Annotated in this window: 14 protein-coding genes; 6 read left to right on the forward strand and 8 right to left on the reverse strand. The window is 41.7% G+C overall.

The window, feature by feature from the left end:
• Nucleotides 1-84 precede the first annotated feature (84 nt).
• Nucleotides 85-2367 (forward strand): penicillin acylase family protein, encoded by a 2283-nt coding sequence (locus D0907_RS00690; RefSeq protein WP_118843883.1) that lies wholly within the window; start codon nt 85-87, stop codon nt 2365-2367.
• Here the strand turns inward: D0907_RS00690 and D0907_RS00695 are convergent.
• The gene (locus tag D0907_RS00695) at nt 2360-3460 is read right to left on the reverse strand and encodes a GGDEF domain-containing protein (protein ID WP_206770693.1); all 1101 of its coding nucleotides are present in this window, start codon (nt 3458-3460) and stop codon (nt 2360-2362) included. The genes D0907_RS00690 and D0907_RS00695 overlap by 8 nt on opposite strands.
• Before the next feature lie 260 nt (nt 3461-3720).
• Between D0907_RS00695 and D0907_RS00700 the strand changes: the two genes are divergently transcribed.
• Together D0907_RS00700 and D0907_RS00705 are read left to right on the forward strand one after the other, a co-directional pair.
• A complete protein-coding gene (locus D0907_RS00700) occupies nt 3721-5253 on the forward strand; it encodes a carbon-nitrogen hydrolase family protein (RefSeq protein WP_036974402.1) in 1533 nt (510 codons plus the stop codon).
• Nucleotides 5253-5570: a DMT family transporter gene (locus D0907_RS00705; RefSeq protein ID WP_036974404.1), complete on the forward strand. Its 318-nt coding sequence runs from the start codon at nt 5253-5255 to the stop codon at nt 5568-5570. The genes D0907_RS00700 and D0907_RS00705 overlap by 1 nt, the downstream gene beginning before the upstream one ends.
• A 22-nt stretch (nt 5571-5592) precedes the next feature.
• On the opposite strand, the gene D0907_RS00710 is transcribed toward D0907_RS00705, so the two are convergent.
• Entirely contained in the window at nt 5593-6468 is an 876-nt protein-coding gene (locus tag D0907_RS00710; RefSeq protein ID WP_081759815.1) for a DMT family transporter, read from the reverse strand.
• A gap of 174 nt (nt 6469-6642) precedes the next feature.
• Between D0907_RS00710 and D0907_RS00715 the strand changes: the two genes are divergently transcribed.
• Nucleotides 6643-7026 carry an MAPEG family protein gene (locus tag D0907_RS00715; RefSeq protein ID WP_065978879.1) on the forward strand — a complete coding sequence of 128 codons (384 nt, stop codon included), beginning with the start codon at nt 6643-6645 and terminating at the stop codon, nt 7024-7026.
• Between the two features lie 60 nt (nt 7027-7086).
• Here D0907_RS00715 and D0907_RS00720 read toward each other — a convergent pair whose 3' ends face one another.
• The 3 genes from D0907_RS00720 to D0907_RS00730 form a co-directional block, all read right to left on the reverse strand.
• Entirely contained in the window at nt 7087-8292 is a 1206-nt protein-coding gene (locus D0907_RS00720) for a M56 family metallopeptidase (protein WP_118843884.1), read from the reverse strand.
• Between the two features lie 9 nt (nt 8293-8301).
• On the reverse strand, nt 8302-8676 hold the full coding sequence (locus tag D0907_RS00725; RefSeq protein ID WP_036974407.1) for a BlaI/MecI/CopY family transcriptional regulator: 375 nt from the start codon (nt 8674-8676) through the stop codon (nt 8302-8304).
• Between the two features lie 69 nt (nt 8677-8745).
• Nucleotides 8746-9432 (reverse strand): pseudouridine synthase, encoded by a 687-nt coding sequence (locus D0907_RS00730; RefSeq protein ID WP_065978902.1) that lies wholly within the window; start codon nt 9430-9432, stop codon nt 8746-8748.
• An 80-nt stretch (nt 9433-9512) separates the two neighbouring features.
• On the opposite strand from D0907_RS00730, the gene D0907_RS00735 reads away from it, so the two are divergent.
• Together D0907_RS00735 and D0907_RS00740 are read left to right on the forward strand one after the other, a co-directional pair.
• A complete protein-coding gene (locus D0907_RS00735; protein ID WP_118843885.1) occupies nt 9513-9818 on the forward strand; it encodes a DUF6482 family protein in 306 nt (101 codons plus the stop codon).
• Between the two features lie 45 nt (nt 9819-9863).
• Entirely contained in the window at nt 9864-10271 is a 408-nt protein-coding gene (locus D0907_RS00740; protein WP_036974409.1) for a GNAT family N-acetyltransferase, read from the forward strand.
• A 163-nt stretch (nt 10272-10434) separates the two neighbouring features.
• On the opposite strand, the gene D0907_RS00745 is transcribed toward D0907_RS00740, so the two are convergent.
• The 3 genes from D0907_RS00745 to D0907_RS00755 form a co-directional block, all read right to left on the reverse strand.
• Nucleotides 10435-10794 (reverse strand): HopJ type III effector protein, encoded by a 360-nt coding sequence (locus D0907_RS00745; RefSeq protein WP_118843886.1) that lies wholly within the window; start codon nt 10792-10794, stop codon nt 10435-10437.
• 9 nt (nt 10795-10803) lie between these two features.
• Nucleotides 10804-11916, reverse strand: a complete 1113-nt coding sequence (locus tag D0907_RS00750; protein WP_118843887.1) for a retropepsin-like aspartic protease family protein — start codon at nt 11914-11916, stop codon at nt 10804-10806.
• Nucleotides 11917-11984: 68 nt separating this feature from the next.
• Nucleotides 11985-12695, reverse strand: a complete 711-nt coding sequence (locus D0907_RS00755; protein WP_036974411.1) for an HAD-IA family hydrolase — start codon at nt 12693-12695, stop codon at nt 11985-11987.
• Between the last annotated feature and the right edge of the window lie 9 nt (nt 12696-12704).

Raw genomic sequence — 12704 nt, forward strand, 5'->3', positions numbered from 1 at the left:
TTATTTGTATCGTAACACTATTTTTTCACAAAGCACGGGTTACTATACCCATGTATTTGTTACTTTCGCGCAAGGAATTTGGGCATGTTTAAGATAATCAAATGGTTACTAATAAGCTTACTTATAGTGGGGCTACTCGCTACGGGGATCACTTATGGTGTGTTGAATTTAAGTTTACCTGCTTTAGATGGTCGGGGAACCAGCTCGGCAATTACCCACTCAGTAAAAATTGAGCGCGATAAGCTGGGGCAAGCCATAATTCATGCTCAAAACCGTTTAGATGCTGCTTATGCACTTGGCTTTGCGCATGGGCAAGATCGCTTTTTTCAAATGGATTTATTGCGTCGAAATGCTGCGGGTGAACTCAGTGAGCTATTTGGAAAAGCAGCTCTAGGCCTTGATAAAAAAATGCGCTTTCATCAATTGCGACAACGCAGCCAAATTATGCTCGCACAGTTACCGGATAAAGATCAGGCTTTATTAAAAGCCTATACAGCGGGAGTCAATGAAGGGCATGCACAAGTTGGTTTCGACAGTTTTGAGTATATTTTAACGGGCGCAGAGGCCAAGCCTTGGCAAAGTGAAGACAGTTTACTGATTATTTTTAGTATGTACTTAGATTTGCAAACGGCAACCTTTGAGCGTGATAAAACACTGATTGAAATTGAACAACGGTACGGTAATGCAATGGTTGAATTTATAACTCAACCGAGTCCCTATCAAGCCGCGCTAGATAATAGTAAATTAGTCCCATATTCAGGCAAGATTCCCGCATTAAATGAGCCGCTGTGGGCGATGACTCACATTGATGAAAACCAAGAAGTAGGCAGTAATAACTGGGCAGTAACAGGCGATTTAACCGCCACAGGGTCGGCCATGTTATCGGATGATATGCATTTGTCGTTTGCTGTGCCAATCATTTGGTATCGCGCGCAATTGAATTACCCATTAAAGGGAGAAATGCAGCAAATTACAGGGGTGTCATTACCGGGAGCGCCCGCTATTGTTGTGGGCACTAATAATAAAATCGCTTGGGGGTTTACCAATGGGTACCTCGACACTGCTGATTGGGTTGCACTGGATGGAAAAGAAAAAATATGGCAAATCGACGAACCCATACTCTTAAATGATGGCAGCACTGAGCATTATGCATTAACGATGAGTGAATATGGCCCTGTGACAGAGATTAACGGTAAGCCATACGCCTTAAGCTGGGTTGCCCATCATGATTATGCTGTAAACATGGCGCTTTTAAAGCTTGAGCAAGCGCGCAATGTCGATGACGCTTTAGCGCTTGCAGAGTATGTTGGTATTCCGGTGCAAAACCTCATGGTGGTTGATGATAAGGGCAGTGCGGCATGGAAAAATATGGGGGCTATTCCAGCACGTAAAGTGCCTCATCAGCTTGCGGTATCGGAGCAAGATTACTCACCCAAATGGCATGATAATGAAACCGATCGCCCCTTTGTTAAAAACCCTGAGAGTGGTCGCCTTTGGACGGGTAATTCACGTGTTGTTTCTGCAGCAGACCATGCGCGTTTTGGTAATGGAGCGTATGCGATGGGGGCTCGTTCAGCGCAAATTCGCGATCGCTTATTTGAAAAACAACAGTTTAACGAACAAGACTTTTATGACTTACAACACGATAACGAAGCGCGCTTTTTAAAAGATTGGCATAATTTACTTGTTAATCAATTAACTGCTGCCGGTGATAAGTATGCTGTTTACTTAACAGCGCTTAACAACTGGCAAGCCTGTGCTTGTAGCGACTCAATAGGCTATACCTTAGTGAAGCGTTATCGAGACGAAGTTATTAATAGCCTATTTAGTCCTCTTGAAAACACACTTAAGTTAGACGGCGGTAGCTTGAAATATGTAAAGCGTGATTTAGAGCCTGCGCTTTGGCAACTGATTGAGGAAAAACCGGCACACTGGTTAAATCTAAAGTACAGCGATTGGCAGCAGCAAATGTTGGCCGCATTCGATCACACCGTCGCTAAATTAACGAAGCAGTATGGCAATAATTTACATAGTTGGGAGTGGGGAAAAGTGAATCAATTGGTGATTGAACACCCATTCGCTAAGCAGATCCCAGTGCTTAAAAAGCTGTTGAATATGCCAACGGCTCCGGGGTTTGGCGATACTTTTATGCCCGCAGTACAAGGTCGAAGTTTTGGCGCATCACAGCGCTTTATCGTACAGCCAGGTTATCTAGAAAATGCGATTATGGCGATTCCTGGAGGTCAGTCAGGTCATCCTTTATCGGAGTTTTACCGTGCAGGGTTTAATGATTATGTGTCTAGCGAGTTGACGCCACTGTTGCCGCAAAATATCGTACACAGTATTACGATTAACGCGATTAACTAACGGCGTCAATGTTATTAAATACGCTACTTTGTCCGGTCGCGATGGTGGTTTTATTTCGTCCTGAGTGCTTGCTTTTATACAATGCGGCATCTGCTTGTTGCAGCATGCACTCAAGCGACGCTAACGGTTGCCATTCAATAAGGCCAAAACTCATCGTGACGGTTAATTCAGGAAAGTCTTGATGCGGTTTAATGGCTGCAATTTGCTGGCGTAATGCTTCGACTTTGGCAAAGGCTTGTTGTTGATTGGTGTGCCCTAGTAGTAACAAAAATTCCTCTCCTCCCCAGCGCACCGCAATATCATTTTCAGTTAAAAAAGCACGAATAGCGGCAGAAATATTCAACAATATGGTGTCGCCTTTATCATGGCCGTAGCTGTCATTTATATTTTTAAAGTGATCAATATCAGCCATAACTAAGCAGAGGTTATCAGCGTTCTCAATGCTTTTTTTATGGGCTGCTAGGATGAGTTTTTTTGCAAAACGACGGTTATACAATTTTGTAAGTGGGTCACGAGAGGCCATTTCTGTCAGCTCTATTCGCTGTGATATCGTTATTTCTCTAATTAAGCCAATGCCATATACCATGGGTAATCCAGCGATAATGATGTTGATCACATTGATATGAGGAATGAGTTCAGGGTAGGAGAAGGTATAGGTTACTTCGGCAAAAAAGACGTATAACAAAGCAAAGGTGATGATCATTAAAAAGCTATAAATAGCAGCGCGTTTTAACGGCAATTGATAGTCGATCATTAAAATACAAGAAATTGTCCATAAATAAAATTGAAACCCTGCGCTGAGTCCCAGTGTTGCACATACCACCACTGCATGAATGAGCACTTCGAGGCAAAATACTCTCAGCGCTAATGAGGTTAATCCTTGGTTTATAAGAAAGATGCCACCGCCCCAAGCAAAAACACTTAATACGTTTACTATGGCAAGCGTATTGGCTCCAATGTGGGCAAAGGCAGGTATTAATAAGGCATGAACTGCTAACGCAAAATAAGCAATTCTAGAAATGATGAGAAACTTTACATGTTCAATTTCTTCTAATCCAGACTGCGTAGGTTGTTTAAGTAGATGTTTTATCAAACCAACCTCATAGATACAGACAGGGAGAATGTAAGTATAGATGATAATTTCAGCAGTGATCAGCTATTCTAGGTTATTCACATAGATAACAGTAAAAAAGTTCACAATTTGGGCGCAGGATTAAACACGTGTTCACCTGATATTTGCTAAGCTTAGGGTTTAGCATAACAAGCAAAAGATGCAGACTAGAATCAATTAGTTGAGAGAATAGTATGCACATTGCAGCTTGGTTTGTCCTCTCGTGCCTAAAAGGAGTATGTATGCCGGCAGAAAAAACGCATTTAGCGATCTGTAATTTAACGAAAGAGCAGTATCCACAAATAAAAACTTTAATGGATCAAGCCTATCCTGGGCTGGGGGGCGCGTGGCCAAGCCATACGATTTTCAGACTGATTGATCAATTTCCTGAAGGTCAAATCGGGATTGTGGATGATGGCGTTTTAGTAGGGATAGCACTGAGTGTGCAAGTTGATTATGCGCGTTTTTCTAACCCCCATACTTATGAAGATATTGTTGATGGTCATGACCGTGTCTTTAGTGATCCAGAAGGCGATGCGTTATACGGATTAGATGTGGTTATTTCATCGACCCACCGAGGTATGCGACTCGGTCGTCGTTTATATGACGCACGTAAAGAGCTTTGTCGTCAGTATAACTTACGCGCTATTTTAGCGGGCGGGCGTATTCCACGTTATTACAATCACAGCAGTGATATGTCGCCAATGGAATACATTGAGAAAGTTGATCACAAAGAATTATATGATCCGATTCTCAGTTTCCAGCTTTCGAATGATTTTCAGGTAAAGCGACTGCTTAAAAAATACCTACCTGAAGACCAAGAGTCAGTGGGCTACGCTACGTTGTTAGAGTGGAATAACATTATGTTTGAACCCACTGATACTGTGCTTGAATCAACTAAATCTATAGTGCGTGTAGGGGCTGTACAATGGCAAATGCGCTGTGTTGACTCGGTAGAAGAACTGCTAAAACAAGTTGAATATTTTGTGGATACAGTGTCTGACTATAAAAGCGACTTTATTTTATTTCCAGAGTTCTTTAATGCGCCAATAATGGGCTTAACTGAGCAAAGCAATCAAACAGAAGCGATCCGTTACTTAGCTGAGTACACCGAAACTTTTCGCGATGCGATGTCACGTATGGCTGTTGAATACAATGCCAATATTATTACCGGTTCAATGCCACTGGCAGAGGGCGATAAGATTTATAATGTCAGCTACTTGTGTCATCGAAGCGGTAAAATTGATGAGCAGCGTAAAATACATATTACGCCACATGAACAAAACGACTGGGTTATTCAAGGCGGCGATAAAATTGCGGTATTCGAAACCGACGCGGGGCGTGTGGGGATCCAAATTTGTTATGACGTTGAATTTCCAGAGTTGTCGCGTATTTTAGCAAAACAAGGCCTAGATATTTTGTTTGTGCCTTTTTGGACAGACACTAAAAACAGTTATTTACGTGTGCGCCATTGTGCACAAGCGCGTGCTATTGAAAATGAGTGCTACGTGGTTATTGCTGGCTCTGTTGGTAATTTACCTGAAGTTGAAAGCCTTGATGTACAGTATTCACAATCGGCAGTATTAACCCCGTCAGATTTTTCATTTCCACACGATGCGACATTAAACGAAGCAACCCCAAATACCGAAATGCTGTTATTCAGTGATTTAGACATGGATAAGTTGAAGATTCTTCACAGTGAAGGGACCGTGCGTAACTTAAAAGACCGTCGTGAAGACTTGTACGATGTGATACTGAAAAAGAGAGACGACTAATGGCATGGCTATACTTAATTGTGGCGGGGTTATTAGAAATAGGCTGGCCTGTTGGGCTTAAAATGTCGCAAGATCAAGAAAGCCGCTGGTTAGGTATTTCGATTGCCGTGGCGTTTATGGTCGCCAGCGGATTCATGTTATGGCTTGCACAAAAACAAATACCAATGGGGACATCTTATGCAGTATGGACAGGCATTGGTGCTGCAGGTACTTTTTTAGTGGGTATTTTGTTTTACGGCGATGCAGCCACATTTGGTCGCATCGCGGGTGTATTACTGATTATAAGTGGTGTGATCACGCTTAAAATCAGTCATTAAAAAAGCGGCTATTGCCGCTCTTTTAAGGAAGCATAACGAGTATAGCCGCGAGCGCAATTAACACGAGCCCTGCCGTGTCTTGGCGTTTTAGCGGCTGTTTAAGCCACAGTATTGATACCATTATGGTAAAGAACACCTCAATTTGCCCTAGCGTTTTCACATACGCAACATGCTGTAAACTCATGGCACTAAACCACCCTATAGACCCCAAACAACTACACACACTGACGGCAGTTGTCGTGCCTTTGTGTTGCCACATTTTTGCAAAGGTGTCGCGTTCTTTTAGCGCGATATAAAAACACAACATAACAGTTTGCAGACTAATAATAAGTACTAAAACCCATGCTGCAGAATGCGGAAAACTCAGTCCTGAGTTAAGACTTGCTTCGCGGATCCAAGATGATGAAAGCGCAAATGAAGTACCACAAGCCAATCCCAATAACGCGGTACCTAAGTTGAAGTGTTTGACATTGGCAATCCCACTGAGCAGTAAGACGGCAATGGCACCAATAAATACACCAAACCAACCTAATAAAGACAGCGCAGAACCAAAGAACATCACCCCTAAAATGGCGGCCATTAAAGCCTCACTTTTAGCAAGCCCTGCTCCAACAGCAAAGTTGTTCATTTTAAACAGTTTAACCATTAATCCGGTTGCGACAATTTGTACAACACTTGCACCAACAATATAACCAATAAAAGCAGGGTTGAAGTCGGGGAGTGCGGTTGCTTGATAACGATAAAGGCTCAATAAATACAGCGCTGCAATAGGACTTGCAACAATAAAACGTGCCAAAGTGACCCCTGCTACACTGACATGTGCGCTGAGTTTACTTTGTAATGCATTTCGCCACGACTGCATAAAGGCGGCAAAAATGGTTAAGAAAATCCAAGTCATATTGAAAATAAATTAATGGGGAGAGGCTGTTAGAGTAACAAAGCCGTGTTATAAGCGCATTAGCTTATCGATCAACTTGAGAAAAAATCAGCTGTGTTAGACGGTGTCGTTAAAGGTAGCGGCTTTTTTCTGTTTACGTTAGGGTAGGTGTATACAACAGAATAGGGAAGCGTTATGACAACATTAATACTGTGTGCACTCATTGCTGTATTATTGCCTTATTTAGCGAAAGCGCCCGTCGCATTTGCACAAAATAAGCTTGCGGGATACGACAATAAACACCCAAGAGAGCAGCAGAGCAAACTAACAGGATTTGGCGCTCGCGCGTTGGCTGCACACCAAAACAGTTTTGAATCTTTGATTGTTTTTGGTGTTGCTTTAGCGGTCGTTATGAGTACTAACAATGTGTATCACGTTACCGAAACATTGGCTGTTATGCATGTTGTTTCACGTGTTATGTACTGCATTTTTTACTATATAAACCAAGATATTCTGCGTTCATTGGTTTGGCTCGTTGGTTATGTTTGTGCCGTGGCGATGATTGCAGTCTGTTTATAAAAACCACAAAGCAAGCGGCTTAAAAAAGGCGCTTGCTTTAGGGTCTTTGGTGCTCGTTAATTACTTAGAGCTCACTTTAATTTTCTCAATTAAATCCTTCGCTTTAACGTTTTCATTCAAAGCAAAGTCGAGCTGCACGAGGACATTTTTATAGCCTGATTCAGTTGGCGCGTATTGCCATTTTTTTAGTGCGCGCTTAGCCTCTCGGTTAAATACATCCTCAGGCTCAGCACTCACAACACTGATATTGCTGGTGGCCCCGCTGGGTGAAATGTCGTATTTCAATACAACTGAGCCGCTTATTCCTTGCTCTACTGCCTGCACTGGATAGATAGGCTCTACACGCATCACAGCTTGGTAGTCTTTTTCTTTCTCTGCATTCACAGGCTGTTTTGCAATTGCAAAGCTACTAAGCATACCGACCGCAAAAATAACAAGCGCTGTTTTTGCAATAAACGAGCTATTATCGAGTTGTTTAATTTGGTTGAGTCTTTGTAACATGGTGTTTTTATCTCCGTATTGTGAGTAAGCCATGAGTCCCACGGTGCTAAAGCTTGCACAATGCACTAATGCCTTGCTGTATAGAATTCGTTGTTCCGTTGATTTATCTTTTAGTACGTGTTCATCGCATGAAAGCTCTTGCAATCGACGCAGGCTTGCATAGCCCAACCAGGCGAGTGGGTTAAACCAAATTAACAAGGTGCCCATGAGCGCCAACGCGTTAATTAAATTATCTTTACGATGAATATGGACACACTCATGCTCCAAAATAAGGGCTAAAGCATGCTGGTCGTAATTAATGTTGTAATTAGATGGCAGGACTAATTTGGTTTTTATCAGCCCAATGACTAAGGGTGAACTGACTTTTTCACTTTGATAAAAACGTAATCCTTTATAGTTGTCATTAGGGGTCGCTATTGGCTTTAATTTTAAGCGAGTGAGAAACTGATAATGAAAGTACACGGCACAGAGCATAAGTGTAATTGTTATTAGGCTATAAATAGCGAACCAGCTCAGTGATAGCTGTGGCGTCACTGGATTAGATGGGGTAATGGTAAACTGACTAATGAACTGATTGTGTATTGGTTTTAAATGATCAGGCAAATTTGCCAACATTAAACACGCAGGGAGTAATGCCCATAACGCATAAACAAGGCGAGCAGATACGTGGCTGAGGAGCTTTCGCTCAAGAAGGATAAGAAATAAAATAGCGCAAGAGATAAAGAGTTGCTGCTCTAATAGCCAATTAAAAAACGTTTCGAACATGACATCACCTTACTTTTGCTGCTTTTCCCAATCATTAATGACTTTTTTAAGCTCATCAATGTCGTTTTGAGAAAGTTGTTCAGACTTTGCAAAGCCGCTAACCAGCGGGGCTATACGGCCATTAAAGAAACGTTCAACAAAGCTTTGGCTTTCTTTTAGTGTGTACTCTTCACGCGCAATGCAAGGCGTGTAGTTATACAGTCGCCCTTGTTTTTCAAAGCTGAGTGCGCCTTTTTTAACTAAGCGGCTGAGTAAAGTTTTTATGGTTTTTTCGTGCCACTCTTTATCGTCACTCAAACGCTCAATAACTTGGCTGGCTGTCGCAGGATAATCGAGCCACACGGCATCTAATACTTCGAATTCTGCTTTTGAAAGTTCAATCATTTTATTGCCTACACATGTAATCTTTAATTGAAGATTACATGTGTAGTCAAATAATGCAAACTTTTTTTGTTAGATGATGTCTGTTTTTTCGATACGGATTGTTTGCCCTTCTGCAAGGCCGAGCTGTTCGATAGATAAATTGGCAATTTCAATTCTATAAAGATCAATAACCTTGTAGCCACAATAGTGCGCCATTTTGCGAATTTGACGGTTAAGCCCTTGCCTTAAGGTAATCATAAACTGCTGCTCATTTACTTGCGTTACTTCACACGGAAGAGTGATGTGTTTATCGACAGGCACGCCATGTGCCATTGTTTGGCAGAAAGTGTGATTTAACGGTTTATCGACCGTGACTAGGTAGCGTTTTGGCTGATGAAAGTCTGGGTGGATTAATTGGTTACAAAACTCACCATCATTGGTCAGTATTAACAGTCCGCGGGAGTCTTTATCTAAGCGGCCAATGGGGTAAACGCGGGTTTCGCTCGGTAAAAAATGGATAAGGCTCTGTGCATCGCTACGATTGAGTTTGCAATCAATGCCTACGGGTTTATGGTAAGCAAAATAAACCATTGGTGCTTTTCCTGTGATCGTCTGTCCTTCAACAATCACTTCATCTTCGTCGTTTACATGGTCAATATGATTTGCCGCTTGGCCATTAACCCTTACAACGCCTTGGTCAATTAAGCGTGAGGCTTGTTTACGAGAGCATATGCCAGCATGAGCAATATATTTAGCAAGCCGTACTTTTTCTACCATGGATGATTTTTGCACAATTAATTTGATCACAGTATACCAAATTCACGTATAGATAACTCTATACACAAAGAGGATTTCACATGGCGATTAAGTTATCTGAACTTGCAGCGCACCAACCACTGCAAAAAGTTATTGTGCACTCATTGGAAATGGCACTTTATCAAGTGTCTGTGGTTATCAATAATGTGGAGTACTATGTTACTGACGAGAAAGGCGAGTTTATCCGTGATTTGAGCCCGCTGCATATTCAAAATCGACTTGATCATTTGAGCTATGGTGAGATGGTGTTACGTCATACCAGTGCGTACGATGAAATGTGTGGCCAACCAGAAAAACTTGCGAGCAACATGCTAGAAGTCCCATACGGAAAAAATCATTTATACTGAATACGTTAAACGCTTATACTGAGTCATAACATTTATAGGTATGCTATGTATCAATTAAAAAGTGATGACTCGGTAGAGCTAAACGATGAGCTAAGGGCGCATGTTGTTGCATTTAATAAGCAGCACTTTAATGCTGAACGCGTGCCGTTAGGTTTTAAATACGTAAATAAAAATTGTGATACCGTTGCAGGTATTCATGGTTATGTATTTGGTAACTGGCTGCTGATAAGTTGGCTGTGGTGCGACGACTTTACACGAGGTAAAGGGCTTGCAACGCGTTTGCTCCATGAGTTAGAAACCAAAGCTATTGCGCTTGGGGCAACGGTCGCTCAACTCGATACGCTTGATTTCCAAGCTAAACCTTTCTACGAAAAAAACGGCTACCAAGTGGTGTACCAAATGGCAAATTACCCACTCAACGGCTGCCGTTATTTTATGGAAAAAAAGCTGTAGTTATACCAATCCGCAAAAATACTTAATCATTTTGAGTGATCAAACCAGTCGCTACCTGCGTTAAAAATTTCTGATTTAGAACAACTAAATAACTAAATTTTTGCCTTGTTATCAACGCGGTTTTATTGCCTCAAAATAGACCACTTAATTAAGCGGAATGGTATTATTTTGCTTTTAGTACATTTTCTTCGCGAAAGGTGATCCCCAAAAACGGCGTAGTATCAGGTGCGAGCATAAACGTGCGTATATTCATGTGATCTTGGCCGTCTGGGTGTTTAACAACGTCTTCACGGTAAAACGCGCCAAAACAATCGAGGGTGTTTTGTTTGCTGAGTTGATTTAGTTTGGCAAACGCGAAGATTTTACATGATCCATTATTCTCATTGGCTGAACTAATGAGTCCGTGATTATTGAAACTACTGGGCGTAAAGTCATAATGACGATCAATTACCGCCATTGTATCGGTAAACTCGATTAAATGGGGTGTTTCAGCTAATTTTTGTAAGAAGTCATTGAGTGTCATGTTTCGTCCTTAATAAATAGTCTTTGTTAACTCTAACTCATCCAGTTGCTGATTGATATTAAACTTAAATTTCTCTAAAAAGTTCATACCAAGTAGTCCGAAGCCCGTGTGATTGTTGATAACCAAAATATCAAAGTCATCAACTTTTTGCTGGCCTATGCGAAACGATTGTACTCGATAGCGTTGTGCTTCAACGAGCCCATTCGCCGTATTTACGTGTAAGGTGTCAATATAGCGTGCCGGTTCGCTGAGTGTATTCAATAGCGCTTGGTCAATAACGGTAAAGCTTGCTCCCGTATCAATCATGAGCGTGGCCTCAATCTCATTATTAATAACGCTACTAACAAGGTAATGCGCCCCTCGGGGAGTTAATTTTATTTTCTCAACGCCTGCCAAAGCATGCTGTATTTTTTGCTTAAGTTGGTCGGATTGTGTTTTAAAGGCATGGTTATTAGGTAACTGCTCTAAACTTATTTGACTCGCCACATAGTCACCTAAGTGGTAGTAAGCCAATGCATGAATATATAAGTAGTAGGCATGATAGGGCGCGTATTCTAACCATTGCTGGCTGTGTTCGAGCAATTGCTGCCAATGTTGTGTGTTAATTAAGTGATTGCTGTGTAAAGTAGTGAGCTCTTCTATTTGCTGAGTGAGGTCACTGTGCGGATTACTGTCTAATTGATCACTTAGCGCCATCAAATTAACAATACCCTGTTGTACATAACCTTGATTAATTAACCGTTTTGCATCGAGCTTTAACATGGCGGCATCGTATGGATGACTGTTTAAAAAGGCGCTTAGAAATTGCTCGCTGATATGCTCGTGCTGCTCTAGCAGCCATGTTTCAACGGTTTGTTGCCATGCATGTTTAAGTTGCTGTGCGTATTGCGGTGAATTGTCCTTGAGCTGCGAGTATGCGGCAACAGCCTTATCGAATTGTTGGTTATTAAACAATGTGATGGCGTGCTCAAATAGCTTAGGTTGAACAGCGCTATTAACCTGAGTTGCTGTAAATTGCTGTTTATCTGCTATCACCGTGCTCTCTTGACGACTGAGCTGCCAAAAAAAGTAGCCATTAATGCTTAATGAGCACAGTAGTAAAAGTTTCAGCAGAGTATTCATTTATTTTGCCTAGAAATCTCAATGATTAGAGGGTTACTTTAGCAACAACCGAGACCGTGTAAAAATAGTTACTCTTTAATTAAGTGATTTAATGCAAAAATATCTTCAATTTCAATATCCGCCAGCCCTTTGTATTGATAATTAGTCGCTTGGTTATTTAACCAAACACTCTGACAGCCCGCATTATTAGCGCCTTGTACGTCAGTGTCTAAGCTATCACCAATATGCAAAATTTCACTGTGAGCGACATTTAATAACTGCGCTGCGTTATTAAATAAAGCAGCGTGAGGCTTTGCTTTACCATGTGGGCCTGCTTGAAGCACTAACTCAAATACCCCATTTAGATTAAACTTTTCAACCTCGACATTGCCATTAGTAATCGCGATTAAGCGAAAATGCCTGCCAAGCTTTTCAAGTAATTCAAGCACATCATCAGCAACGGTTATTTGGCTACGAGCATCTGCAAAGGCCTGATATGCCTGTTCGGCATGGTGCTTGGCAAGGTCGTGTTCAAAGCCAAGATCCTGCATTGCATATAACAGGGCAGCTTGTCGCCAACGAGTGACATCGTCAACCAAGGTTGCGTCTTGTTTTAATGCATTATCGCGACATGTTAGCCAGTAGTTCATACTGTCGGCAGGCCATTGCTCAATATTTGCTAAGTAGTCAGCTTGGGCTTGTAAGGCTGATTTTATGATTGGATGATTGTTGTATAAGGTGTCATCTAAATCAAAACTTAGAACAGAAACGGGCGATAAGGCACGATTAAATCGGATCATAATTACAGG

The sequence above is a fragment of the Pseudoalteromonas lipolytica genome (genome assembly GCF_003515105.1).
Classification (GTDB): Bacteria; Pseudomonadota; Gammaproteobacteria; order Enterobacterales; family Alteromonadaceae; genus Pseudoalteromonas; species Pseudoalteromonas lipolytica.

Bases quoted from the DNA above. Each gene is read 5' to 3' on its own strand.
- D0907_RS00690 (WP_118843883.1), top strand. From the start codon at position 85: ATGTTTAAGATAATCAAATGGTTACTAATAAGCTTACTTATAGTGGGG.
- D0907_RS00700 (WP_036974402.1), top strand. From the start codon at position 3,721: ATGCCGGCAGAAAAAACGCATTTAGCGATCTGTAATTTAACGAAAGAG.
- D0907_RS00705 (WP_036974404.1), top strand. From the start codon at position 5,253: ATGGCATGGCTATACTTAATTGTGGCGGGGTTATTAGAAATAGGCTGG.
- D0907_RS00710 (WP_081759815.1), bottom strand. From the start codon at position 6,468: ATGACTTGGATTTTCTTAACCATTTTTGCCGCCTTTATGCAGTCGTGG.
- D0907_RS00715 (WP_065978879.1), top strand. From the start codon at position 6,643: ATGACAACATTAATACTGTGTGCACTCATTGCTGTATTATTGCCTTAT.
- D0907_RS00720 (WP_118843884.1), bottom strand. From the start codon at position 8,292: ATGTTCGAAACGTTTTTTAATTGGCTATTAGAGCAGCAACTCTTTATC.
- D0907_RS00725 (WP_036974407.1), bottom strand. From the start codon at position 8,676: ATGATTGAACTTTCAAAAGCAGAATTCGAAGTATTAGATGCCGTGTGG.
- D0907_RS00730 (WP_065978902.1), bottom strand. From the start codon at position 9,432: ATGGTAGAAAAAGTACGGCTTGCTAAATATATTGCTCATGCTGGCATA.
- D0907_RS00735 (WP_118843885.1), top strand. From the start codon at position 9,513: ATGGCGATTAAGTTATCTGAACTTGCAGCGCACCAACCACTGCAAAAA.
- D0907_RS00740 (WP_036974409.1), top strand. From the start codon at position 9,864: ATGTATCAATTAAAAAGTGATGACTCGGTAGAGCTAAACGATGAGCTA.
- D0907_RS00745 (WP_118843886.1), bottom strand. From the start codon at position 10,794: ATGACACTCAATGACTTCTTACAAAAATTAGCTGAAACACCCCATTTA.
- D0907_RS00750 (WP_118843887.1), bottom strand. From the start codon at position 11,916: ATGAATACTCTGCTGAAACTTTTACTACTGTGCTCATTAAGCATTAAT.
- D0907_RS00755 (WP_036974411.1), bottom strand. From the start codon at position 12,695: ATGATCCGATTTAATCGTGCCTTATCGCCCGTTTCTGTTCTAAGTTTT.